The following is a 24,400-nucleotide window of genomic DNA, read 5'->3' on the forward strand; positions in this document are numbered from 1 at the left end:
GCAGTGTCACTTCTCCGGCCCGGGCGTGCCGGTCTGCCCTCATCCGCGCACCAGGCTCCTGTCGGCCGCCAATTCATGCAAGCACGCTTGATTGTTTCTGCCCCCGCTGCCATGCTCCCCTCATGGCCGACCCGACGCCCGTCATCGACGACCTGCGTGCCGAGAGCGGTGAACTCGACCTGCTCGTGGCCGAGTTGAGCCCGGAGCAGTGGGCCCTGCCCACCCCTGCGCCCGGCTGGACCGTTGCCCACCAGATCGCGCACCTCGCCTGGACCGACCGCTCGGCCCTGCTGGCGGTCACCGACGCCGACGCCTTCCAGACGCTGGTCGAGAAGGCGCTCGCCGCACCCGGCTCGTTCGTGGACGAGGGAGCGGAGGAGGGTGCCGTACTCCCGCCCGCCGAACTGCTGGCGGCCTGGCGCGACGGGCGTACCGCCCTCGACCGGGCCCTGCGCGGCGCACCGGCCGGTGCCCGTTTCCCCTGGTACGGCCCGCCCATGTCCGCCGCCTCCATGGCCACGGCCCGGCTGATGGAGACCTGGGCCCACGGGCTGGACATCGCCGACGCCCTGGGTGTGGTGCGCCCACCCACCGACCGGCTCCGGCATGTGGCCCGGCTCGGGGTGCGGACGCGCGACTTCGCCTTCGGGGTGCACGGACTGACCCCGCCGGCCGAGGAGTTCCGGGTGGAACTGACCGCGCCCTCCGGTCAGGTGTGGGCGTACGGCGACGAGCGCGCCGCCCAGCGCGTCACCGGCCCCGCCCTCGACTTCTGCCTCCTGGTCACCCAGCGCGCCCACCGCGGGGACCTCGCGCTGTCGGCGGCCGGCCCGGACGCCGACCGCTGGCTCGACATCGCCCAGGCCTTCGCGGGCCCGCCCGGCACCGGCCGCCCGGCGAAGGGGACCGGCCGGTGAACCCGCTGCGCGTCGGCAACTTCTCCGGCTTCTACGGCGACCGCGCGGGCGCCCTGCGCGAGATGCTCACCGGCGGCGAGGTCGACGTCCTCACCGGTGACTACCTCGCCGAACTCACCATGCTCATCCTCGGCCGCGACCGGCTGAAGGACCCGGCCGCCGGGTACGCCCGCACCTTCCTGCGCCAGGTGGAGGACTGCCTGGGTCTCGCCCACGAACGCGGTGTGCGGATCGTCACCAACGCGGGCGGCCTCAACCCCGCCGGACTCGCCGACGGGATACGGCGGTTGGCGGACCGGCTCGGCATCCCGGCCCGGGTCGCGCACGTCGAGGGCGACGACCTGACCGCCGCCCACCCGGGCGCCCTCGCCGCCCACGCCTATCTCGGCGGCTTCGGCATCGCCGCCTGCCTGCGGGCCGGCGCCGACGTGGTGATCACCGGCCGGGTGACCGACGCGGCGCTCGTCACCGGCCCCGCCGCCGCCCACTACGGGTGGGGGCCGGCCGACCACGACCGCCTCGCCGGTGCCGTCGTCGCCGGGCACGTGCTGGAGTGCGGGACCCAGGCGACGGGCGGCAACTACGCGTTCTTCGGCGAGGGGGACGTACGGCGTCCCGGCTTCCCGCTCGCTGAGATCCACGCCGACGGCACCAGCGTGATCACCAAACACCCGGGCACCGGCGGCCTCGTGGACGTGGGCACGGTCACCGCGCAACTGCTGTACGAGACGGGCGGCGCCCGGTACGCCGGGCCCGACGTCACCGCCCGGCTGGACACCGTACGGCTGAGCCAGGACGGGCCGGACCGGGTGCGGATCGAGGGGGTGCGCGGGGAGGCGCCGCCGCCCACGCTCAAGGTCGGGATCAACCGGCTCGGCGGCTTCCGCAACGAGGTGGTCTTCGTCCTCACCGGACTCGACATCGAGGCCAAGGCGGCCCTGGTGCGCGAGCAGCTCACCGACGCGCTCGCCAAGTCGCCGCCGCGGGAGGTCCGCTGGGACCTGGTGCGCACCGACCGGGCCGACGCGGACACCGAGGAGACGGCCAGCGCGCTGCTGCGGCTCGTCGTACGGGACCCGGACGAGCGGGTCGTGGGGCGGGCGCTCAGCGGGGCCGCTGTTGAGCTGGCCCTCGCCAGCTACCCCGGCTTCCATGTGTTGTCCCCACCTGGAAAAGGCGCCCCCTATGGGGTCTTCGAGGATGTGTACGTGCCCCATGGGGACGCGGACCACAGGGCCGTCCTCCACGACGGACGCCGTGTCCCCGTGCCGCCGCCCCAGGACACCCGGCCCCTGGACGCCGTACCGCCCCCGCCCCTCCCGGAGCCCCTCCCGCCCGGGCCGACCCGCCGGGCGCCCCTCGGTCTGGTCGCCGGGGCACGCAGCGGGGACAAGGGCGGGAACGCCAACGTGGGGGTGTGGGCGCGGTCGGACGAGGCCTGGCGGTGGCTCGCCCACACGCTGACCACCGACGCCTTCCGGCACCTGCTGCCCGAGACCCGCGACCTGCCCGTCACCCGGCACCCGCTCCCGAACCTGCGCGCGCTCAACTTCGTCGTCGAGGGCATCCTCGGCGCCGGCGTCGCCGCGCAGGCCCGCTTCGACCCACAGGCCAAGGCCCTCGGCGAATGGCTGCGCTCCCGCCACCTGGACATCCCGGAGATTTTGCTGTGACGGTTCTGCGGACCGCTCTCGACCCCACCGGCCCCGACTACCAGGCCCACCGCGAGGCCATGCTCGCCAAGCTCGCCGAACTGGAGGCCGAGCACGCCAAGGCGCTCGCGGGCGGCGGCGAGAAGTACGTCCAGCGGCACCGCGAGCGCGGCAAGCTGCTGCCCCGCGAGCGCATCGAGCTGCTGCTGGACCCCGACACCCCGTTCCTGGAACTGTCCCCGCTGGCCGCCTGGGGCAGCGACTACCCCGTCGGCGCCTCCCTCGTCACCGGGATCGGCGTGGTCGAGGGCGTGGAGTGCCTGATCACCGCCAACGACCCGACCGTACGGGGCGGTGCCAGCAACCCGTGGAGCCTGAAGAAGGCCCTCCGCGCGAACGACATCGCGCTCGCCAACCGGCTGCCCTGCATCAGCCTGGTGGAGTCGGGAGGCGCCGATCTGCCCTCGCAGAAGGAGATCTTCATCCCCGGCGGCGCCATCTTCCGCGACCTCACCCGGCTCTCCGCCGCCGGCATCCCGACCATCGCCGTCGTCTTCGGCAACTCCACCGCCGGCGGCGCCTACATCCCCGGCATGTCCGACCACGTGATCATGGTCAAGGAGCGCGCGAAGGTGTTCCTCGGCGGGCCGCCGCTGGTGAAGATGGCGACCGGCGAGGAGAGCGACGACGAGTCGCTGGGCGGCGCCGAGATGCACGCGCGCGTGTCCGGCCTCGCCGACCACTTCGCCCTGGACGAACCGGACGCGCTGCGCCAGGCCCGCCGGGTCGTGGCCCGTCTCAACCACCGCAAGGCCCACCCGGACCCCGGCCCGGCCGAGCCGCCCAAGTACGACCCGGAGGAACTGCTCGGCATCGTCCCCGGCGACCTGAAGGTCCCGTTCGACCCGCGCGAGGTCATCGCCCGGATCGTGGACGGCTCCGACTTCGACGAGTTCAAGCCGCTGTACGGCACCAGCCTGGTCACCGGCTGGGCGGCCCTGCACGGCTATCCCGTCGGCGTCCTGGCCAACGCCCAGGGCGTCCTGTTCAGCGCCGAGTCGCAGAAGGCCGCCCAGTTCATCCAGCTCGCCAACCAGCGCGACATCCCACTGCTGTTCCTGCACAACACCACCGGCTACATGGTGGGCAAGGAGTACGAGCAGGGCGGGATCATCAAGCACGGCGCGATGATGATCAACGCGGTCAGCAACAGCAGGGTCCCGCACCTGTCGGTCCTCATGGGCGCGTCGTACGGCGCCGGGCACTACGGCATGTGCGGCCGCGCCTACGACCCCCGCTTCCTGTTCGCCTGGCCCAGCGCCAAGTCCGCCGTCATGGGCCCGCAGCAGCTCGCCGGCGTGCTGTCGATCGTCGCCCGGCAGTCGGCGGCGGCCAAGGGCCAGCCGTACGACGAGGACGCGGACGCGGCCCTGCGCGCCATGGTGGAGCAGCAGATCGAGTCCGAGTCGCTGCCCATGTTCCTGTCCGGGCGGCTGTACGACGACGGGGTCATCGACCCGCGCGACACCCGCACCGTCCTCGGCCTGTGCCTGTCCGCCCTGCACACCGCGCCCTACGAGGGCGCGCGCGGCGGCTTCGGCATCTTCCGGATGTGAGGGATCCCGTGATTTCCAGTGTGCTCGTCGCCAACCGGGGCGAGATCGCCTGCCGTGTCTTCCGCACCTGCCGTGAGTCGGGAATCCGGACGGTCGCGGTGCACTCCGACGCCGACCGGAACGCGCTCCACGCGCGCGTGGCCGACACGGCGGTACGGCTGCCGGGCGCGGCGCCCGCCGAGACGTACTTGCGCGGCGACCTGATCGTGAAGGCGGCCCTGGCGTCCGGCGCGGACGCCGTGCACCCCGGCTACGGCTTCCTCTCCGAGAACCCCGACTTCGCCCGCGCCGTGATCGACGCCGGCCTGGTCTGGATCGGCCCGCCCCCGGAGGCCATCGAGGCCATGGCGTCCAAGACCCGCGCCAAGCGGCTCATGGGCCTCGCCCCCCTCGACCCGGCCGCCGTCACCGACGCCGACCTGCCCGTCCTGGTGAAGGCCGCGGCCGGCGGCGGGGGGCGCGGGATGCGGATCGTGCGCCGCCTGGACGAGTTGAGGAGCGCGCTGGAGGGGGCGCGCGCCGAGGCCGCGAGCGCCTTCGGTGACGGCGAGGTCTTCGTGGAGCCGTACCTCGAACACGGCCGCCATGTGGAGGTGCAGATCCTCGCCGACGCCCACGGCACGGTCTGGCCGCTCGGCACCCGCGACTGCTCCCTCCAGCGCCGCCACCAGAAGGTCGTCGAGGAGGCCCCGGCGCCCGGACTCACCACGGCGCTCGCGGAGGAGCTGCGCACGCTGGCCGTACGCGCCGCCCGCGCCGTCTCCTACACCGGCGCGGGCACCGTCGAGTTCCTGGTCGCCGACGGCCGCGCCCACTTCCTGGAGATGAACACCCGCCTCCAGGTCGAACACCCCGTCACCGAGGCCGTCTTCGGCCTCGACCTGGTCGCGGAACAGATCCGGATCGCCGAGGGTTACGCCCTGGACGGCGAGCCCCCACGCGCGCGTGGCCACGCCGTCGAGGCCCGCCTCTACGCCGAGGACCCCGCCCGCGGCTGGGCCCCCCAGACCGGCACCCTGCACCGGCTCGCCGTACCCGACGGCGTCCGCCTGGACACCGGCTACACCGACGGCGACACCATCGGCGTCCACTACGACCCGATGCTCGCCAAGGTCGTCGCCCACGCCCCCACGCGCGCGGAGGCGATCCGCAGGCTCGCGGGCGCGCTGGAGTCCGCCGCGGTCCACGGCCCGGTCACCAACCGCGACCTGCTCGTACGCTCCCTGCGCCACCCGGAGTTCACGAGCGGACGCATGGACACCGGCTTCTACGACCGCCACCTCGACGCCCTGACCGAACCCACGCCCGACCCCCACGCCCCCTTGGCCGCCGCCCTCGCCGACGCCCACGGCCGCTCCCGCTTCGGCGGCTGGCGCAACGTCCCGTCCCAGCCGCAGGTGAAGCGGTACGAGATGGGCGGCGAGGAGCACGAGGTCCGGTACTGGCACACGAGGGAGGGCCTGGTCGCCGACGGGGTCCGGGTCGTGCACGCCGACGCGGGTCTGGTGGTGCTCGAAGTGGACGGCGTACGGCGCAAGTTCGAGGTCGCCCGGTACGGCGACCAGGTCCACGTCAACGCCACCCGCCTCACCGCCCTGCCCCGCTTCCCCGACCCGGCGTCCCAGCTCGCGCCGGGCTCGCTCGTGGCCCCGATGCCGGGCACGGTGGTCAGGATCGCCGAGGGCCTGACCGAAGGGGCAACGGTTCAGGCCGGCCAGGGCCTCATATGGCTGGAGGCGATGAAGATGCAGCACCAGATCTCGGCCCCGGCGGCGGGAACGCTCGGCACGCTGAACGCCAAGCCCGGGCAGCAGGTGGAGCCCGGCACGGTGCTGGCGGTGGTGCGGCCGACCTGAGGGGCGTGGGGAACCGCGCGACCAGCCATCCACAACCCGCACGCGGAGGAATCGCATGACCACCCTCGTCGAATCCGAAGAACACAAGGCCCTGCGGTCGGCGGTGGCCGCCCTCGGCAAGCGCTACGGCCGCGACTACCTCACCCGCACCGTCGCGGAGGGCAAGCCCCCCGCCGAACTCTGGAGCGAGGCGGGAAAGCTCGGCTACCTCGGCGTCAACCTCCCGGAGGAGTACGGCGGTGGAGGCGGCGGCATAGCGGAACTGTCCATCGTGCTCGAAGAGCTGGGCGCCGCGGGTTCCCCCCTGCTGATGCTGGTGGTCTCACCGGCGATCTGCGGCACGGTGATCGCCCGCTTCGGCACGGAGGAGCAGAAGCGGGACTGGCTCCCCGGACTCGCCGGGGGAAGCCGCCTCATGGCCTTCGGCATCACCGAGCCCGACGCCGGATCCAACAGCCACCGCATCACCACCACGGCCCGCAGGGACGGTGCCGACTGGCTGCTCACCGGCCGCAAGGTGTTCATCTCCGGGGTCGACATGGCCGACGCCGTGCTGATCGTCGGCCGTACCGAGGACGCCCGCACCGGACGCCTCAAGCCCTGCCTGTTCATCGTCCCGACGGACGCGGAGGGCTTCCAGAAACGTCCGATCGACATGGAACTCAACGCCGCCGAGAAGCAGTTCGAGCTGGTCCTGGACGACGTACGGCTGCCCGCCGACGCGCTGGTCGGTGGGGGTCCCTCCCACGCTTTCGGCAGTGGGGGAGAGGACGCGGGGCTCCTCCAGCTCTTCGCGGGGCTCAACCCCGAGCGCGTCATGACCGCCGCGTTCGCCATCGGCATGGGCCGGTACGCGCTCGCCAAGGCCGTCGAGTACGCCCGCGACCGCACGGTCTGGAAGGCCCCCATCGGCGCCCACCAGGCCATCGCGCACCCCCTGGCGCAGGCCCACATCGACCTGGAGCTGGCCCGGCTGATGATGCAGAAGGCGGCCCATCTCTACGACGCCGGCGACGACATCGGCGCGGGCGAGGCCGCGAACATGGCCAAGTACGCGGCGGGCGAGGCCTGCGTGAAGGCCGTGGACCAGGCCGTGCACACCCTCGGCGGCAACGGGCTCACGCGCGAGTTCGGGCTCGCCTCGCTGATAACGGCCGCGCGCGTGTCTCGTATTGCCCCGGTGAGCCGGGAGATGATTCTCAACTACGTCTCCCACCAGACCCTGGGCCTGCCCAAGTCGTACTAGGCGCCCCGTGCGAGGAGGAACCGTGTTCCGCAGCGAGTACGCAGACGTTCCGCCCGTAGAACTCCCCATCCACGACGCCGTCCTGGGCCGGGCCGCCGCCTTCGGCGACCAGCCGGCCCTCATCGACGGCACGGACGGCACCACCCTCACGTACGAGCAGCTGGACCGGTTCCACCGGCGTCTGGCCGCCGCCCTCGCCGACACGGGCGTCCGCAAGGGCGACGTGCTGGCCCTGCACAGCCCCAACACGATCGCGTTCCCGACCGCGTTCTACGCGGCCACGCGCGCGGGTGCCGCCGTCACCACCGTGCACCCGCTGGCCACCGCCGAGGAGTTCGCCAAGCAGCTCGGCGACAGCGCGGCCCGCTGGATCGTCACCGTCTCCCCGCTGCTGGAGACCGCCCGCCGGGCGGCCGAACTCGCGGGCGGCATACGGGAGATACTCGTGTGCGACAGCGCGCCCGGGCACCGCTCGCTGATGGACCTGCTCGCCGGCACCGCCCCCGAGCCGGAGGCCGGCATCGACCCGGCCGAGGACATCGCCGCGCTGCCGTACTCCTCCGGCACCACCGGCACCCCCAAGGGCGTCATGCTCACCCACCGGCAGATCGCCACCAACCTCGCCCAGCTCGAGCCCGCCGTCCCGGCCGGACCCGGCGACCGCATCCTCGCCGTCCTGCCGTTCTTCCACATCTACGGCCTCACCGCCCTGATGAACGCGCCCCTGCGCAAGGGCGCCACGGTCGTCGTCCTCCCGCGCTTCGAGCTGGAGACCTTCCTCGCGGCGATCGAGAAGCACCGCATCACCGGCCTGTACGTGGCCCCGCCGATCGTCCTCGCCCTCGCCAAGCACCCGGCGGTCAGCCGCTACGACCTCTCCTCGCTGAAGTACGTGATCAGCGCCGCCGCCCCGCTGGACGCCCGGCTCGCCGTCGCCTGCGCCGAGCGCCTGGGCCTGCCCCCGATCGGCCAGGCCTACGGCATGACCGAACTGTCCCCCGGCACCCACGTCGTCCCCCTGGACCGGCTGCGCGAGGCGCCCGCCGGCACGGTCGGACGGCTCATCGCCGGCACCGAGATGCGGATCGTCTCCCTGGACGACCCCGGCAAGGACCTCGGCACCGGCGAGTCCGGCGAGATCCTGATCCGCGGCCCCCAGGTGATGAAGGGCTACCTCGGCCGCCCCGACGCCACCGCCGCACTGATCGACGCCGACGGCTGGCTGCACACCGGGGACGTCGGGTACGTCGACGCCGGCGGCTGGCTGTTCGTGGTCGACCGGGTGAAGGAACTGATCAAGTACAAGGGCTTCCAGGTGGCCCCCGCGGAACTGGAGGCGCTCCTGCTCACCCACCCCGGCATCGCCGACGCGGCCGTCATCGGCGCGTACGACGAGGACGGCAACGAGGTCCCGCACGCCTTCGTCGTACGCCACCCCACCGCCGACGGCCTGACCGAGAACGACGTCCTGCTGCACGTCGCCGAGCGGGTCGCCCCGTACAAGCGCGTCCGCCGGATCACCTTCATCGACACCGTCCCCCGCGCCGCCTCCGGCAAGATCCTGCGCCGAGAGCTCAGGGAGCACACGTGACCGACCCGACCGCACTGATCGGCCGCACGCGCGCGCGTGCCGTCGAGACCCTCAGCCTGGACTCCACCGGCACCCGCAACGCCCTGTCCGCCGCGCTCGTCACGGAACTCGCGAAGGCCCTGGCCGACTGCGGCAAGGACCCGGACGTACGGGCCGTGGTCCTCACCCACACCGGTACGACGTTCTGCGCCGGCGCCGACCTGCGCGACCCGCCCGACCCCGACGCCCTGGTGGCCCTGCTCCGGCAGATCGTGGAGCTGCCCAAACCCGTCGTCGCCCGCGTCACCGGGCACGTCCGCGCCGGCGGTCTCGGCCTGCTCGCCGCCTGCGACATCGCCGCCGCCTCCACCGCCGCCACCTTCGCCTTCACCGAGGTGCGCATCGGTGTGGCCCCCGCCGTGATCTCCCTGCCGGTGATCCCGCGCACCGATCCCCGCGCCCTGGCCCGCTACTACCTCACCGGTGAGCGCTTCGAGGCGGCCGAGGCCGTGCGCCTGGGCCTGCTGACGGTGACGGCGGACGACGTCGACGACGCCCTGGCCCCCGTCCTGGACGGCCTGCGCCGCTCCTCCCCGCAGGCCCTGGCCGAGACGAAACGGCTGCTCACGGCTAGGGTGCTGGAGACATTCGACCGGGACGCGGCCGAGCTGACCGCGCTCTCGGCGCGGCTGTTCTCCTCACCCCGGGCCCGGGAGGGGATGACGGCCTTCCTGGAAAGACGTGATGCGGCATGGGTGGTGTGAGGACGACGGAACGGGAGCGCGTTCCCAAGCAGGACCGCAGCCGGGCCACCCGGCAGCGGCTCCTGGAAGCCGCCGTGGCCTGCCTCGCCGAGCGCGGCTGGGCGGGCTCCACGGTCGCCGTCGTGGCCGAGCGGGCCGGAGTCTCCCGGGGCGCCGCCCAGCACCACTTCCCGACCAGGGAAGACCTCTTCACCGCCGCCGTCGAGTACGTCTCCGAGGAACGCTCCCTCGCGCTGCGGGCCCTGTTCCCGGACGGCGCCGCCGACCGCCGGGCCGTCGTGTCGGCCCTGGTCGACCTCTACACCGGCCCCCTGTTCCGGGCGGCCCTGCACCTGTGGGTCGCCGCCTCCGACGAGGAACAACTGCGCCCACGCGTGACCGAGCTGGAGGCCCGCGTCGGCCGCGAGACCCACCGCATCGCCGTGGACCTCCTGCGCGCCGACGAGTCCCGCCCCGGCGTCCGCGAGACCGTCCAGGGCCTGCTGGACATGGCCCGGGGCCTGGGCCTCGCCAACCTCCTCACCGACGACACCGCCCGCCGCGAACGGGTCGTCGCCCAGTGGGCGGCGCTGCTGGAGGAGGCGCTGGGCTGAGGCCGGGCCCGGCCGTGCCGGATCCGGGATCGTGCCGGGGAGCCACCGTGCGGGCGCGTTACCCTTGGGCCCATGCTTCCGATGCTCGTTCGCCGCCGCCACGTGGACTACGTGCGCGTCACGAGCATGGGCTGTCGGCGCCTCTCCGCCTGACCAGCCCCCTCTTCTCTTCTCTCTCCCTTTTCCGGCACCCGGGGGCCGCCACCACCCCTCGGCGGTCACCCGTGCCCCGTACACCCCGCGGACGCATCATGACCACGCACACAGTGACGTCGTACGACCAGCTCCCGATCATCGACCTGTCGGCCGCCGACCGCGACCCGCAAGCCCGCGCCCTGCTCCACACCCAGTTGCACAGCGCCGCCCACGACGTCGGCTTCTTCCAGCTCGTCGGCCACGGCGTGACCCGGGCCGAGACCGACGCGCTGCTCACCGCCATGCGCGCCTTCTTCGCCCTCCCCCAGGCCGACCGGCTCGCCCTGGACAACGTCGGCTCCCCGCACTTCAGGGGCTACACCCGCACCGGCGACGAGCGCACCGGCGGCGCCCGCGACTGGCGCGACCAGCTCGACATCGGCGCCGAACGCCCCGCCCGTGTCCCGGGCCCCGGCGAGCCGCCGTACTGGTGGCTCCAGGGCCCCAACCAGTGGCCGGCCGCGCTGCCGGGACTGCGCACGGCCGCCCTCGCCTGGATCGACAAGCTGAGCGGGGTCGCCCACCGGCTCCTGCACGAACTGCTGACCGCCATCGGCGCACCGGCCGACTTCTACGACCCGGTCTTCGGCGACCACGCCCACCCGCACCTCAAGCTCGTCCGCTACCCCGGCAGCGCGGACGACGGCACCGGCCAGGGCGTCGGCGCGCACAAGGACTACGGCTTCCTGACCCTGCTCCTCCAGGACACGGTCGGCGGCCTCCAGGTCCAGCGCGAGGACGGCCGCTTCCACGACGTCCCGCCCATCGAGGGCGCGTTCGTCGTCAACCTCGGCGAACTGCTGGAGGTCGCCACCAACGGCTACCTCCTGGCCACCAACCACCGGGTCGTCAGCCCGCCCGGCGCCACCGAGCGCTTCTCGGTCCCGTTCTTCTACAACCCCCGCCTGGACGCGCGGATCGAGCCGCTCCCGTTCCCGCACGCCTCGAAGGCCCCCGGCGTCACGACGGACCCGACGAACCCGCTGTACGCCGAGTACGGCTACAACGAGCTGAAGGGCAAGCTGAGGGCCCACCCGCTGGTGGCGCGGCGGCACCACGGGGACCTGCTGACCCCGGCGTGATCAACCCCCCGGGGCGCGGGGCCGTACCCATACGGGGCTCCGCCGCGACCACGACGCGACCGCAGCCGGCCCCCGCGCCCCGGGCCCCTCTCAGTGGGCGATGTCCGCGTACCCCTCGATGTCCTGAGGCCGGCGCGGCCCCGGCCCCACGTACCGGGCGGAAGGCCGCACCAGCCGCCCCGTCCGCTTCTGCTCGAGGATGTGCGCCGACCACCCGGCCGTACGGGCGCACGTGAACATCGACGTGAACATGTGCGCCGGCACCTCGGCGAAGTCCAGCATGATCGCCGCCCAGAACTCCACGTTGGTGGCGAGCACCCGGTCCGGCCGCCGGTTGTGCAGCTCCTCCAGCGCGGCCTTCTCCAGCGCCTCGGCGACCTCGAACCGCGGCGCCCCCAGCTCCCGCGCCGTCCGCCGCAGCACCCGCGCCCGGGGGTCCTCGGCCCGGTACACCCGGTGCCCGAACCCCATCAGCCGCTCGCCCCGGTCCAGCGCCTGCTTGACGTACGCCTCCGCGTCCCCCGTGCGCTCGATCTCCTCGATCATGCCGAGCACGCGCGAGGGCGCACCGCCGTGCAGCGGCCCGGACATCGCACCCACCGCGCCGGACAGCGCGGCGGCGACGTCCGCGCCGGTGGAGGCGATGACCCGGGCGGTGAAGGTGGACGCGTTCATGCCGTGCTCGGCGGCGGAGGTCCAGTAGGCGTCCACGGCCGCCACGTGCCTGGGGTCCGGCTCGCCCCGCCACCGGATCATGAACCGCTCCACCACCGAGTTCGCCTTGTCGATCTCCCGCTGCGGCACCATCGGCAGCCCCTGGCCGCGCGCGGACTGGGCGACGTACGACAGGGCCATGACGGCGGCCCGCGCCAGGTCCTCCCGGGCCTGCGCCTCGTCGATGTCGAGCAGGGGACGCAGGCCCCACACAGGGGCGAGCATGGCGAGCGCCGACTGGACGTCCACGCGGATGTCACCGGAGTGGACGGGGATCGGGAACGGCTCGGCGGGCGGCAGACCGGGGTTGAAGGCGCCGTCGACCAGCAGCCCCCACACGTTCCCGAAGGAGACGTGACCGACCAGGTCCTCGATGTCGACGCCCCGGTAGCGCAGGGCACCGCCCTCCTTGTCCGGTTCGGCGATCTCCGTCTCGAACGCGACGACTCCTTCGAGCCCGGGTACGAAATCGGACATCAGGCGGCTCCTCGTGGTGTGTGGGCGGCGGTCACCCCGGTGATGCCCCGATCTGCCGGTGGTCACCCGTGGTCAACCCAACCGCAAAGGGAGCAGCACGATAACCCCCGGTGCCACAGTTGGGGAGACCACACGACACTGAGTGCCATACCCGTTCGATACGGCAAGATGACCGCGTGACCGACCGTGACCCGCTCCTGGATCCCGTCCTCGATCCCGCCGCCATGCGCAAGCAGTACCGGGCCGACGGCCTCGCCGAAGAGGATCTCGCCACCCATCCGATGGACCAGTTCACCCGGTGGTTCGAGGACGCCGCCCGGGCGGCCCTGCACGGCACGCTCTACGAGCCCAACGCGATGGTCGTCTCCACGGCGGACGCCGAGGGCCGCCCCAGCTCCCGCACGGTGCTGATGAAGCAGTTCGACACCGAGGGCTTCGTCTTCTTCACCAACTACGACTCCCGCAAGGGCCGCGACCTGGCGGAGAACCCGCACGTCTCGCTGCTCTTCCCCTGGCACCCGCTGGCCCGCCAGGTCATCGTCACCGGCACCGCGCGGCGCACCGGCCGCGACGAGACCGCCGCCTACTTCCGCACCCGCCCGCACGGCTCCCAGCTGGGCGCCTGGGCCAGCGCCCAGTCCACGGTGATCGCCTCCCGCACGGAGCTGGACACGGCCTACGCCGCACTCGAAGCCCGTTACCCGGAGGACGAGCAGGTCCCGGTCCCACCGCACTGGGGCGGCTTCCGCGTCACCCCGGAGACGGTCGAGTTCTGGCAGGGCCGCGAGAACCGCCTCCACGACCGCCTGCGCTACGTCGCCCGGCCGGACGGCACCTGGAAGGTCGAACGCCTCAGCCCCTGACCGGGGCCCGGAGAGGTGTGGGCGGGAAGGCGCGGGAACGCAGACGACCCGCGGGCTGGGTTCCTCCAGGAGGAGCCGGCCGGACGTACCGGCAGCCCGCGGGTCGGGTGACTGCTTGGGATTGGGCCGGCTGCACGCGTTCGCGTGCCGGTCCGGCACCGCACATGGTGTGGTGACGGGCCGCTAGCCCGCAGCCACCTCACGCGTCCGGTTCTCATACATCTGCCGAACCACCTCCCTTCTCGTGTAACCGACACCCTAAGAAGTCGCCGCGGCGGGCTCAACTGTTTTTTTCGGCGGTGCGGTGACTGGTATAGGTGCTCGCGTGACGGATCTTCGAATAGCGCACGTCGACGGCGACGGGATGCTGGAGCAGTGGCGGCACGTCCACAACGTGGTCGTCCCGCCCGCCGCGATGTCCCTGGAGGAGGCGCGGGAGCGGCAGCACCGGTACCGGCTGGCGAACGCCTATCTCGGCGAGGTGCTCGTCGGGTGTTCGACCGTGCGTCCGCCGGCGGGGGAGCGGAGGGTGGCGACCGTCATCGCGCGCGTGCTGCCCGGGTTCCGGCGGCGCGGGTTCGGTACGGCGATCCACGCGGACGCGCTGGCCCACGCGCGCGTGCTCGGCGCCGAAGCCGTCGAGACGTGCGTGCTGGCGGTGAACGAGGACGGGCTGCGGTTCGCCGTGCGGCACGGGTATGCGGAGATCGACCGGTATGTGCTGGACGGGGAGCACGACGAGTGGGTGGACCTGCGGCTCTCCCCGGGCGGCCCGGGGCATTGATCCCCGGAATCTTGCGGGAACAGGGTGTGGGGTGTGTCACGTTCCAGTTGAATGAGGGGCAGTGAGCGAACCGAGCGCCGTGCGTGCGCGGACGCAGTCTCCAGGGGGTCCAGGTGAGTGCTTCGCGGCGGAGTGGGACCACTGATGAACTGGGGCCGGACGAGCCCGGTGAGTCCGGCGGCTCCGACCTGCTCGCCGCGCTGCTCGACGGCATGGACGCGGCGCTGTGCGCGTTCGACGCCGAAGGGGTCGTGACCCACTGGAACCGGGAGGCCGAGCGGATCCTCGGCTGGACGGCCGCCGAGGCCGTCGGGCGGCACGGGTTCGCCGGCTGGGCGGTGCGCAGCGCCGACGCCGAGGAGGTGCAGACCCGGCTGATGTCGGCGATGCGGGCGCCGGGCCGGCAGGTGCACGAGTTCGCGCTGGTCACCAAGGGCGGCGGGCGGGTGCTCGTACGGACGCAGTCGGCCGCCGTGCGCGGACCCGACGGCAAGGCCGCGGGGGTGTACTGCGCGTTCAGCGAGGTGCACGCGCAGATCGACCTGGAGCGGTCGATAGCGCTGAGCGAGGCGCTGTTCGAGGACGCGTCGTGGGGAGTCGTGCTGGTCGACGCCGATCTGCGGCCCGCCGTGGTGAACGCGCACGCGGCACGGGCGCTGGGGGTGGGGCGCACGTCCGTACTGGGGCGTCCGCTGGGCGAGCTGCTCGCGCAGGGCGTGGAGGAGCTGGAGGCCGCGCTGACCCACGTCCTGGCCGAGGGCGCGCCGCCCGCGCCCGCCGAGATGTGGGTGACCGTCCGCACCCCGGAGGGCGAGAAGCGGCGCTGCTGGCGCAGCGGGTTCCTGCGGCTGTCCTCTCCGCTCGCCGAGGAGCCGGTGCCGCTCGGGGTGGGATGGCTGTTCGAGGACGTCACCGAGGCCAAGCAGGGGGAGCAGGAAGCGGCCCTGCTGCGGTTCCGGACGAACCAGCTCCACCGGGCGGCACGGGCCGCGGCCGAGTGCGAGGACCCGGCGGAGGCGGCCACCGTCCACCTGGACTTCGCCCTCGCCGGCTTCGCCGACCACGCCCTCCTCGACCGGATGGCGGACCGCCCGCGCGCGGAGGCCGCGGACGGCCCGGGCCCGGCCCGGCTGGTACGGCTCGCGGCCACGCCCGCCGGGGCGCCGGGCCCGAGCCTGCTCACGGGCGCGGCAGGGCTTCCCGTGCGCTACCCGGAGGGCCACCCGGCGCTCCAGTGCGTGGAGCGGGCCCGCACCGTGCGCGCGGACGCCGGATCGGTCTCCGCCGAGCGGGCGCGGGCGTGGGCGCTGGAGCGCCAGTGGCCCGGCGACGCGGTGCACGCCCTGTGCGCGGTGCTGCGCAGCCGGGGCCGGACGCTGGGCGTCGTGACGTTCCTGCGCGCTTCCGGCCGCAGCCGCTTCACGCGGTCCGACACGGCGTACGCGGAGGACGTGGCCACCCGGATCGCGACGGCACTGGACCTGGCGGAGGCGGTGCGGGAACGACCGGAGGAGTAGCCGCCTCGACGCGCGCGTGCGGGGCGCGTGGCGGTCGGACCCTCGCGGCGCGGACGGCTGTCAGTGCCGGTAGAAGATCCGGTCGCCGTACTCCGTCATCACCCGGCCGTTCCACTCGTGTCCGCCGTCGACGTTGCCGGAACGCAGCAGCGGGGGTTCGATGCCGCGGTCGGCGAGAGTGGCGGCGGTGGTCGCCATGACGGCCTGCATCAGGGCGCTGGTGACGACCGTGGACGCCGGGGCGAACGGCGCCGGGATGGTGTCGAGGGTGAGTTCCGCGTCCCCGACGGCGATCTTCGAGTCGAGCACGACGTCGCAGTGGTCCTTGAGGAAGGTGCCGGAGGCGTGCCGGGACGTCGTCTCCGAGGCGTACGCCACCGAGGTGACGCCGATGACCTTCACGCCGAGGGAGCGGGCGGTGAGGGCCATCTCCACGGGCAGCGCGTTGCGGCCGGAGAGGGAGATGACCACGAGGGCGTCGCCGGCGCGCAGCGGCGAGGTCTCCAGGACGGCGCTCGCGAGGCCGTCGACGCGTTCGAGGGCGGAGCCGAGGGTGGCCGGGACGACGTCGACGCCGACGACACCGGGGACGGCGAGCAGGTTCATCAGGGCCAGGCCGCCCGCGCGGTAGACGACGTCCTGGGCGGCAAGGGAGGAGTGCCCGGCGCCGAAGGCGAACAGGCGGCCGCCGGCCGCGACGGTGTCGGCGAGCAGGGTGCCGGCCGCGGTGATCGCCCCGGCCTCCTCGTCGCGGACCCGTCGCAGCAGGCCGATGGCGGCGTCGAGGAACAGGTCGGCAGGCGTGCCGTCGCTCATGCGGTGCCCCTTCACAGCGTCTGTGTCGCGGATCACCGTGCGGTCTGGACCAGTGCGGTGTCAATACGGCCGGGCGGGAGCGCCCCGCACCCCGGAACGCGCCGCACCCCCAGACGGCACCCGTTTTCCCGGTGCCGCCCGCTTGTCAGTGGGATCCGGCAGAATTGATGCCAGGGCCAGCGCACGCGGCCGGCCGCCGGCAGAGGTAATCGAGGGGCACGTATGTCCGGACTGATCGACACCACGGAGATGTATCTCCGCACCATCCTCGAACTCGAAGAGGAAGGCGTCGTCCCCATGCGCGCCCGCATCGCGGAGCGGCTGGACCAGAGCGGGCCGACGGTGAGCCAGACGGTGGCGCGCATGGAGCGCGACGGCCTGGTCTCCGTGGCCAGCGACCGCCACCTGGAGCTGACCGACGAGGGTCGCCGGCTGGCGACGCGCGTGATGCGCAAGCACCGCCTGGCCGAGTGCCTGCTCGTCGACGTGATCGGGCTGGAGTGGGAGCAGGTGCACGCGGAGGCGTGCCGCTGGGAGCACGTGATGAGCGAGGCCGTGGAGCGCCGCGTGCTGGAGCTGCTGCGGCACCCCACCGAGTCGCCGTACGGCAACCCCATCCCGGGCCTGGAGGAGCTGGGCGAGAAGGACGGCGCGGACCCGTTCCTGGACGAGAGCATGGTGTCGCTGGCCGATCTGGACCCGGGCTCGGACGGCAAGACGGTCGTCGTCCGCCGCATCGGGGAGCCGATCCAGACGGACGCGCAGCTGATGTACACGCTGCGGCGCGCGGGCGTGCAGCCCGGTTCGGTGGTCAGCGTGACGGAGTCGCCCGGTGGCGTGCTGGTGGGCAGCGGCGGCGAGGCGGCGGAGCTGGAGGCGGACACCGCCTCCCACGTGTTCGTCGCCAAGCGCTGAGACGGAGAGGGCCCCGGCGCTTGCGCGCCGGGGCCTGTCCTCCCCTGTGCTGACCCGGAGCCCCGAGCTCTCAGGGTCATCCCCCTCGGACCGGCTTTTCCCCGAGCGGTCCGCCTCCCGCCAGAAACATCCCCTCGGCTGAGGCGATCATTCCTTGAGGGGTGTCACTCAAATGAGGGGTGTTGTCCGCAGATACGCAATTTTCGAATAGGCATTCGATAGCCTGAAGTGGCTGGACGACGAGGACGGCGGAGCTGGGGGGTGCCAGGCCGATGGCACGGCGTATCGATGTGACGGGAGCGGGCGGGGTGCGCCTGGCCGCCTGGGAGTTCGCCGACCCTCCGAAACCGGAGGCGGAGCCGGACGCCGAAGGCGAGGCGGGGCCCGGCGCTCCGGGCGTGCTCTTACTTCACGGTCTGATGGGCCGCGCCTCCCACTGGGCGCCCACCGCCCGCTGGCTCGCCGGCCGCCACCGCGCCGTGGCGCTCGACCAGCGCGGCCACGGCCAGAGCGAGAAGCCCCCGCGCCCCGCGTACACCCGCGAGGCCTACGTCGAGGACGCGGAGGCCGCCGTGGAACAGCTCGGCCTAGCCCCCGTCCTCCTCATCGGCCACGCCATGGGCGCGCTGACCGCCTGGCAGCTCGCCGCCAAGCGCCCCGATCTGGTGCGCGGCCTGATCATCTGCGACATGCGGGCCTCCGCCCTCGGCGCGGCCTCCCAGCGCGAGTGGGCCGACTGGTTCCGCTCCTGGCCCGTCCCCTTCGCCAGCCTGGCCGACGTCCGCAAGTGGTTCGGCGAGGACGACCCCTGGGTGGAGCGGCCGAGCCCCGCACGCGGGGCCTTCTACGCCGAGGTGATGCACGAGTGCGAGGACGGCTGGCGGCCGGTCTTCGACCCCGAACAGATGCTCAGCTCCCGTGAGACATGGGTCTACGACGCCCACTGGGAGGAACTGGCCCAGGTCCGGTGCCCGACGCTGGTGGTGCGCGGCGTGGACGGCGAGCTGGGGCGGGCGGAGGCCCAGGAGATGGTGCGGGTGCTGCCGCGCGGGGAGTACGCGGAGGTCCCGGACGCGGGGCACCTGGCCCACTACGACCTGCCGGTGGCTTGGCGGGGCGCCGTCTCGCCGTTCCTCGACGGCTTGCCCGTGGGGTGAGTGCCTACGCGTCTGCCGGGTTCGTGGCGTCGGCGGGCGCGGGCCGGTGGTGCGTGCTCGCGCAGTTCCCCGCGCCCCCTCAGGGGCGCGGGGAACTGCGCGACCAGCCACGACGAACCGGTAGCCGCCAAGTCACCGGCACCCGGCGGACGAATGGGCGCCGGCTACCGATCCCTCCCGCACGCATAGGCCAACGGTGAGAGCAACTCCTCCGCGTCCGGCAGCCACCGGTTCGCGGGCGTCGGCCGGCACGCCCACTGCACGGCCCCCCGGGACCCGAACCGCGTGGGCGGCGCCGCCACGTACGCGCCCTCGCCCAGGGTCATGAGGTCCAGTGACGCCGGCGACCAGCCCAGCTTCCGTACCAGCTCCGGCACCTTCGCGGTCGCACCGGGCAGGACGAAGAACTGCATGCGCCGGTCCGGGGTCAGCGTGACCGGACCGAGCGTCAGCTCCATCCGCTCCATACGGGCGAGCGCCAGGAACCCCGCGCTCTCCGGGACGGACAACGCGTCGAACGTCCGGCCCGTCGGCAGCAGGATCGACGCCGTCGGCTGCTTCTGCCACATCCGGCGCGCGACGGTCGCACTGCCGGTCGCCTGGGTCGCCCAGTCGGGGCGCGCGGGGTGCGCACCCGGCGCAGGGCAGGAGGCGTCGCCGCACGAGCAGCGCTGCCTGCCGTCGACGGCTTCCAGCCAGGTGCCCGGGAACACGTCCCAGTGCCGCTCCTCGGCGTAGCGTACGGCGGTCTCCAGCAGCGACTCCCCGCGCTGCTGCGGGATGTGACCTGCCATCTGAGTGTCTTGGGCGCCCGCGATCGTCTCTTCCACGTTCCACTCAACTCCCGCGCCCACCTGGAGTTACGGCCGTAACGCGCGCGGGGGAGGAGCATCGATTCGGCAGTCGGGGCGCATGGGTGCACGGGCGGGGGCGCGCGGGAGGGGGCGGGGCGTGAGATGGGTAGCCAGGGATGGGGGGAACCGTCTTTACCCCGGCAATCCGCATATGTCACGCATTGACGTTATGTCAGCTGGGCAGTGATCTTCCCGGCCGGATCTTTGTGCTCCGGAGGATCGCAACACGCTCCAGGGGATCGCAACGCAGGGGGTAGCACATGGCCGCAAGGCCTCTCGTGGCGAGGCAGCCGAACGAACGGCTGCAGGCACTCATCCAGGAAGCGGGGTGCTCGAACGCCGGGCTGGCCCGGCGGGTCAACATGTGCGGCGCCGAGCACGGCCTCGACCTGCGCTACGACAAGACGTCCGTGGCCCGCTGGCTGCGCGGCCAGCAGCCGCGTGGGCGGGCCCCGGCGATCATCGCCGAGGCGCTCGGGCGCAAGCTCGGCCGGACGGTCACGATCGACGAGATCGGCATGGCCAACGGCAAGAACCTCGCCTCGGGGGTCGGTCTCCAGTTCTCGCCGACGGTACTGGGGGCCATCGAGCAGGTCTGCGAGCTGTGGCGCAGCGACGTGGGGCGCCGGGACTTCCTGTCCGGCTCCTCCGTCGCCGCCTCCGCGCTGGTCGAGCCGAGCCGCGACTGGCTGATCTCGGCGCCGGACCCCCAGGTGGCCCGGCAGGCGGGCCCGCGCGTGGGCCAGTCCGACGTGGCGGCCGTGCGGTCCATGACCCAGGCGCTGGTGGACCTCGACCACCAGTACGGCAGCGGGCATGTGCGGCCGGTCGTCGTGCACTACCTCAACAGCGTCGTCTCCGGGCTGCTCGCGGGTTCCTACCGGGAGGCGGTGGGCCGGGAACTCTTCGCCGTCGTCGCCCGCTTGACCGAGCTGGCCGGGTACATGGCCGTCGACACCGGCCAACCGGGGCTCGCCCAGCGGTACTACATCCAGTCGCTGCGGCTCGCGCAGGCCGCCGGTGACCGTGGGTACGGCGGGTACGTGCTCGCCGCGTCCATGAGCCACCTCGCCGCGCAGCTCGGAAACCCGCGCGAGATCGCGCAGTTGGCGCGGGCGGCGCAGGAGGGGGCGCGCGGGCATGTGACCCCGCGCGCGGAGGCGATGTTCCATGCCGCCGAGGCGCGCGGGCACGCCCTGCTCGGTGACGCGCGCGCGGCGCAGGCCGCCGGCGGACGGGCGGTGACGGCGATGGAACGGGCGGACGACTCCGCCGGGGACGACCCGGCGTGGATCGCGCACTTCGACGAGGCCTACCTGGCCGACGAGTTGGCGCACTGCCACCGCGACCTCGGACAGGCCGACCAGGCCGCGCGGTATGCCGAGCAGTCGCTGGCCGGGCACCCGGAGTCCCGGGCCCGCCGGCGCGCCATCGGCTATGTGCTGCTCGCCACGGCCCAAGTGCAGCAGCGCGAGATCGAGCAGGCCTGCACCACGGGGACGAAGGCGGTGGAGCTGCTGGAGACGCTCCGCTCCAACCGGGGCGCCGAGTACCTGGACGACCTCCAGCAACGGCTGGAGCCCTTCCGGGACGAGGCGGTGGTACGGGAGTTCGGGGCGCGGCTCGACCTCCAGCAGGCCGCGTGAACATCAGCCCCGCCGGGGCGTGAACGAACGGCGAACGGCACCCGGGTGTGCGCCGGGTGCCGTCAACGGTTTCGCGCAGCGGTGGTGTTACCGCCGTCACAGGGAGGAGGTCGCGTCCCGCGCTGCGTGGCACGGGGCTCGGGGGAGCCGGTAGCGTGAGCCGACGATTCACAAGGTCCCCCATTAGTAGGAGTCCCGGTGACGCAGAGTGGACAGGGCGAGGAGCCCTCGGCGCGGACCGCGCGCGAAGGCATCGTGCTGCCCTCCGACGGAGGAGAGCCCCTGCTGCCGGGCATGACCGGGACGCCCGCCCCCGCCCACCCGGCCGGCGGACAGGCCTGGGGCGGTTCCTGGGGCCCCGAGCAGCAGGCGCCCCAGCCGGGCCAGGGCTGGCCCGCGGCGGCGGCCTCGCAGTGGGACGCCCCCGACGGCCCCGACCAGCGGCCCCCGTCCGCCACGAACCCCGGCCCGCTGCCCCCGGAGGGCGCCCCGGCCCCGTCGTACGGCGGCCAGGCCCCGGCCTACGGCGGCCCGGCGGCTTCCTACGGCGGCCAGGAGCCGCAGTACGGCGGCCAGGAGTCGCAGTACGGCGGCCAGGCCGGTCACGGCGCCGGTGCCTACGGCGCGGCCCAGCAGCCCGCGTACGGCGCGCCCGACCCCTACCAGCAGCAGGCGCAGCAGCAGCCGTACCCGGCGCAGTCCCCGGGGGCCCCGCTGCCGCCGAGCGCGGACGGCGCGACCCAGTACCTCCCGCCGGTCCCCGCCGCCACCGGCGACGAGGGCGCCACCCAGTACATACCGCCGGTCCCCGCCGGGGGCGGCGTTCACGAGGCGGCCACGCAGTACATACCGCCGGTCGCGCCCGGCGCGCTGCCGCCGGAGTCGGCCGGTGATCAGATGCGGTACCTCGGCCAGGCGCCCCGGCAGGCGGCGCCCGCGCCCTCGGACGCGGAGGCCACGCAGTACATCCCGCCGTACGCGGCCCAGGCGCAGGGGGCGGACCGGCAGCCGCCCGCCGAGTTCGACAACCTCTTCCGCGGCGGCCCCGGGGGCGACAGCCCGGCCGGGTCCACCCAGCAGTTGCCGCGCGTGCAGCAGCCGGACGCCTATCCCGGCCCGGCGCAGTCGTCGTACCGCCCGGCGCAGCCGTCGTACGACGCCGGTCCGGACGACGACGGCGGCAGGCGCCGCGGCCGGTCGCGGGTGCCGCTGATCGCCGCGATCGGCGTCGGCATCGTCGTGCTCGGCGTCGGCGCCGGCGCGCTGCTCAGCGGCGGGGGCGACAAGGACCAGGGCGGGGACGACAAGACGGTCGCCGCCGCCTCCCCGGCCACCCAGGACTCCGCCTCGCCCGCTGCCGACCCGGCCCGGCAGCAGGCCGTCGAGCTGGACAAGCTGCTCGCGGACAGCGGCAGCAGCCGTGCCTCGGTGATCCAGGCGGTGGCGGACGTCAAGCAGTGCGACAACCTCGACCAGGCCGCCTCCAACCTGCGGGACGCCGCTCGGCAGCGCGGCCAGCTCGTCACGCGGCTCGGCAAGCTGTCCGTGGACAAACTGCCCGGCAACGCCGACCTGACGGCCGCGCTGACCAAGGCCTGGCAGGCGTCGGCCGCGGCCGACAACCACTACGCGGCCTGGGCCGACCAGGCCAAGGGCCACAAGGTCTGCCGCAAGGGGCACGCCCGCACCACCGGCGAGACCCAGGCCGGCAACCGGGAGAGCGGCACCGCCAGCGCCCAGAAGGCGAAGGCGGCGGCGCTGTGGAACGCGATCGCGACGAAGTACGGCCTGACCCAGCGCCAGCCGACCCAGCTCTGACCGCCGGCCGTCAGGGCACGTCGGCGTTCTCCAGGGTCGAGGTCATGTCGGCGATCCCGTTGGCGCCGCCGATGCCCTTGCGGGCCGCGACCAGCTTGCCGTCCTGGACCACCTGGAGGGTGACGTCGGCGTTGACCAGGCGAGGGAAGCCGACCGCGGCGAGCTTGCTCTCGTAGGGCCAGTGCAGGGTCGGGGTGAGGCCGCCGGTGGATACCCGCAGGCCGTCGTTGAGGGTGCGCCGCACGGTGTCGGCGCTCACCTCGCCGTCGCCGATCCTCTCCAGGACGGCCTTGAGCACGGTGTAGGCGATCCACGTGGTCTGCACGCCGGCGTCCGCGGGGTCGATGCGGTTGTCGCCGAAGGCCTCCTCGTTGATCACCTTCTTCATCGGGTCCCAGCGGGGGTCGGAGGCGACCGGGTACCAGCCGGTGATGTACGCCCCCTCGTACGGCCCGGACGCCCCGCCGGTGGCGTTGATCACGGACTGGTCGACGCTGCCGAGCACGGTCGCCGTGCGCACGGCCGGGAAGTTCTCGCGGGCCCGCCGGAAGGAGTCCATGAAGGTGTCCGTGCGGTCCCCGAGCGCGGGCACCACACAGCCCTTCCTCGTGACGTCCTTGGTCGCGTGGCGCAGCGCCTGCTCGGCCTGGCCGCCGTACTCGGTGGCGTCGTCGGCGGCGAGCTGGTCGCCGGCGTCCGCGTGACCGCCCGCCTCGAGACCGGCGTCGAGCATCGCGGGGAGCTGGTCGCCGGCGATGCTGTCCGGGCGGACCAGGGCGACGTTGCCGCAGCCCTCCGCGAGGGCCTTGCCGAGGCCGGCCAGGAGGGCGGGCTGCCCGCCGTTGACCGGGTAGGACATGGCGCCGGTGAACTCGTCGTTGGTGACGCCGTAGCCGCCGATGTAGGGGATGCCGGCGCCCTCCAGGGGGGCGAGGTAGGAGTCGCCGAACTGGCTGTAGGAGCCGACGACCGCGACCACGTTCTCGGTCGCCGCGCGCCGGGCGCACTTCGCGGCGCCCACGCCGTCGTTGTGGTCGTTGCAGGTGAGCACCTCGAGCCTGCGGCCGTTGATGCCACCCTGAGAGTTGATCCACTTGGCGTAGGCGCGGGCCATCGCGGGCATGCCGGGCTTGTTGGTCGCGTCGGTGTCCTGCGGGGCCCAGGTCATCACCTTGACCGGGTCGTCCCCGGAGCCCCCCGTGGCACCGGGGATGACCCCGCACGCGGCGGTGAGCGACGCACAGAGGGCCACCGCGCCCGCCGCGAGGGCGGTGGCTCTGACGGGGCGGGGAAGGACGGGAAGAGGGGTGCTGCACGTGCGTCGCCTGCCGGTCATGCACACACACGA

20 protein-coding genes are annotated in these 24,400 nt (G+C 73.6%); 16 read left to right on the forward strand and 4 right to left on the reverse strand.

The features are described 5' to 3' along the window. The first annotated feature begins 122 nt into the window (after positions 1-122). From OO52_RS09360 to OO52_RS09400, 9 genes are all read left to right on the forward strand, one after another. The gene (locus OO52_RS09360) at positions 123-917 is read left to right on the forward strand and encodes a TIGR03084 family metal-binding protein (RefSeq protein WP_030642953.1); all 795 of its coding nucleotides are present in this window, start codon (positions 123-125) and stop codon (positions 915-917) included. Further along, positions 914-2,590 carry an acyclic terpene utilization AtuA family protein gene (locus OO52_RS09365; RefSeq protein WP_030642951.1) on the forward strand — a complete coding sequence of 559 codons (1,677 nt, stop codon included), beginning with the start codon at positions 914-916 and terminating at the stop codon, positions 2,588-2,590. Before OO52_RS09360 ends, OO52_RS09365 begins: the two co-directional genes overlap by 4 nt. Then, a complete protein-coding gene (locus OO52_RS09370) occupies positions 2,587-4,185 on the forward strand; it encodes an acyl-CoA carboxylase subunit beta (RefSeq protein ID WP_030642949.1) in 1,599 nt (532 codons plus the stop codon). The genes OO52_RS09365 and OO52_RS09370 overlap by 4 nt, the downstream gene beginning before the upstream one ends. Positions 4,186-4,193: 8 nt before the next feature. After that, a complete protein-coding gene (locus tag OO52_RS09375; protein WP_030642947.1) occupies positions 4,194-6,041 on the forward strand; it encodes an acetyl/propionyl/methylcrotonyl-CoA carboxylase subunit alpha in 1,848 nt (615 codons plus the stop codon). A 55-nt stretch (positions 6,042-6,096) separates the two neighbouring features. After that, on the forward strand, positions 6,097-7,287 hold the full coding sequence (locus OO52_RS09380; RefSeq protein WP_030642945.1) for an acyl-CoA dehydrogenase family protein: 1,191 nt from the start codon (positions 6,097-6,099) through the stop codon (positions 7,285-7,287). A 22-nt stretch (positions 7,288-7,309) separates the two neighbouring features. Further along, positions 7,310-8,878, forward strand: coding sequence for a 4-coumarate--CoA ligase family protein (locus OO52_RS09385; RefSeq protein WP_030642942.1), 1,569 nt, complete (start codon positions 7,310-7,312; stop codon positions 8,876-8,878). Then, positions 8,875-9,621: an enoyl-CoA hydratase family protein gene (locus tag OO52_RS09390; RefSeq protein WP_030642940.1), complete on the forward strand. Its 747-nt coding sequence runs from the start codon at positions 8,875-8,877 to the stop codon at positions 9,619-9,621. The genes OO52_RS09385 and OO52_RS09390 overlap by 4 nt, the downstream gene beginning before the upstream one ends. Continuing rightward, positions 9,609-10,214, forward strand: coding sequence for a TetR/AcrR family transcriptional regulator (locus OO52_RS09395; RefSeq protein ID WP_030642938.1), 606 nt, complete (start codon positions 9,609-9,611; stop codon positions 10,212-10,214). The genes OO52_RS09390 and OO52_RS09395 overlap by 13 nt, the downstream gene beginning before the upstream one ends. Before the next feature lie 251 nt (positions 10,215-10,465). Continuing rightward, complete coding sequence (locus OO52_RS09400) at positions 10,466-11,491, forward strand: isopenicillin N synthase family dioxygenase (RefSeq protein ID WP_030642936.1); 1,026 nt, start codon at positions 10,466-10,468, stop codon at positions 11,489-11,491. 90 nt (positions 11,492-11,581) lie between these two features. Here the strand turns inward: OO52_RS09400 and OO52_RS09405 are convergent, their stop codons facing one another. Beyond that, entirely contained in the window at positions 11,582-12,682 is a 1,101-nt protein-coding gene (locus OO52_RS09405; RefSeq protein WP_030642934.1) for a citrate synthase 2, read from the reverse strand. Positions 12,683-12,858: 176 nt separating this feature from the next. Here OO52_RS09405 and pdxH point away from each other — a divergent pair, with 176 nt between their 5' ends. From pdxH to OO52_RS09420, 3 genes are all read left to right on the forward strand, one after another. Then, on the forward strand, positions 12,859-13,545 hold the full coding sequence (gene pdxH / locus OO52_RS09410) for a pyridoxamine 5'-phosphate oxidase (RefSeq protein WP_030642932.1): 687 nt from the start codon (positions 12,859-12,861) through the stop codon (positions 13,543-13,545). Between the two features lie 364 nt (positions 13,546-13,909). Continuing rightward, a complete protein-coding gene (locus OO52_RS09415) occupies positions 13,910-14,329 on the forward strand; it encodes a GNAT family N-acetyltransferase (RefSeq protein ID WP_048910572.1) in 420 nt (139 codons plus the stop codon). Positions 14,330-14,442: 113 nt separating this feature from the next. After that, positions 14,443-15,846 carry a PAS domain-containing protein gene (locus tag OO52_RS09420; protein ID WP_030642929.1) on the forward strand — a complete coding sequence of 468 codons (1,404 nt, stop codon included), beginning with the start codon at positions 14,443-14,445 and terminating at the stop codon, positions 15,844-15,846. A 60-nt stretch (positions 15,847-15,906) separates the two neighbouring features. On the opposite strand, the gene OO52_RS09425 is transcribed toward OO52_RS09420, so the two are convergent. Further along, positions 15,907-16,662 carry an SIS domain-containing protein gene (locus tag OO52_RS09425; protein ID WP_030642928.1) on the reverse strand — a complete coding sequence of 252 codons (756 nt, stop codon included), beginning with the start codon at positions 16,660-16,662 and terminating at the stop codon, positions 15,907-15,909. 222 nt (positions 16,663-16,884) lie between these two features. Between OO52_RS09425 and OO52_RS09430 the strand changes: the two genes are divergently transcribed. Together OO52_RS09430 and OO52_RS09435 are read left to right on the forward strand one after the other, a co-directional pair. Beyond that, positions 16,885-17,577 carry a metal-dependent transcriptional regulator gene (locus OO52_RS09430; RefSeq protein ID WP_014673345.1) on the forward strand — a complete coding sequence of 231 codons (693 nt, stop codon included), beginning with the start codon at positions 16,885-16,887 and terminating at the stop codon, positions 17,575-17,577. A gap of 272 nt (positions 17,578-17,849) precedes the next feature. Then, positions 17,850-18,734: an alpha/beta fold hydrolase gene (locus OO52_RS09435; protein ID WP_030642927.1), complete on the forward strand. Its 885-nt coding sequence runs from the start codon at positions 17,850-17,852 to the stop codon at positions 18,732-18,734. Positions 18,735-18,898: 164 nt separating this feature from the next. Here the strand turns inward: OO52_RS09435 and OO52_RS09440 are convergent, their stop codons facing one another. Continuing rightward, positions 18,899-19,564 (reverse strand): bifunctional DNA primase/polymerase, encoded by a 666-nt coding sequence (locus OO52_RS09440; RefSeq protein WP_030642926.1) that lies wholly within the window; start codon positions 19,562-19,564, stop codon positions 18,899-18,901. Positions 19,565-19,848: 284 nt separating this feature from the next. Between OO52_RS09440 and OO52_RS09445 the strand changes: the two genes are divergently transcribed. Then, positions 19,849-21,234, forward strand: a complete 1,386-nt coding sequence (locus OO52_RS09445; protein WP_030642925.1) for a hypothetical protein — start codon at positions 19,849-19,851, stop codon at positions 21,232-21,234. A gap of 198 nt (positions 21,235-21,432) precedes the next feature. Further along, the gene (locus tag OO52_RS09450; protein WP_030642923.1) at positions 21,433-23,052 is read left to right on the forward strand and encodes a hypothetical protein; all 1,620 of its coding nucleotides are present in this window, start codon (positions 21,433-21,435) and stop codon (positions 23,050-23,052) included. 10 nt (positions 23,053-23,062) lie between these two features. Here the strand turns inward: OO52_RS09450 and OO52_RS09455 are convergent, their stop codons facing one another. Continuing rightward, positions 23,063-24,388, reverse strand: a complete 1,326-nt coding sequence (locus tag OO52_RS09455; protein ID WP_030642921.1) for an ABC transporter substrate-binding protein — start codon at positions 24,386-24,388, stop codon at positions 23,063-23,065. Between the last annotated feature and the right edge of the window lie 12 nt (positions 24,389-24,400).

It is taken from the genome of Streptomyces flaveolus (assembly GCF_000716535.1).
Taxonomy (GTDB): Bacteria; Actinomycetota; Actinomycetes; order Streptomycetales; family Streptomycetaceae; genus Streptomyces; species Streptomyces flaveolus_A.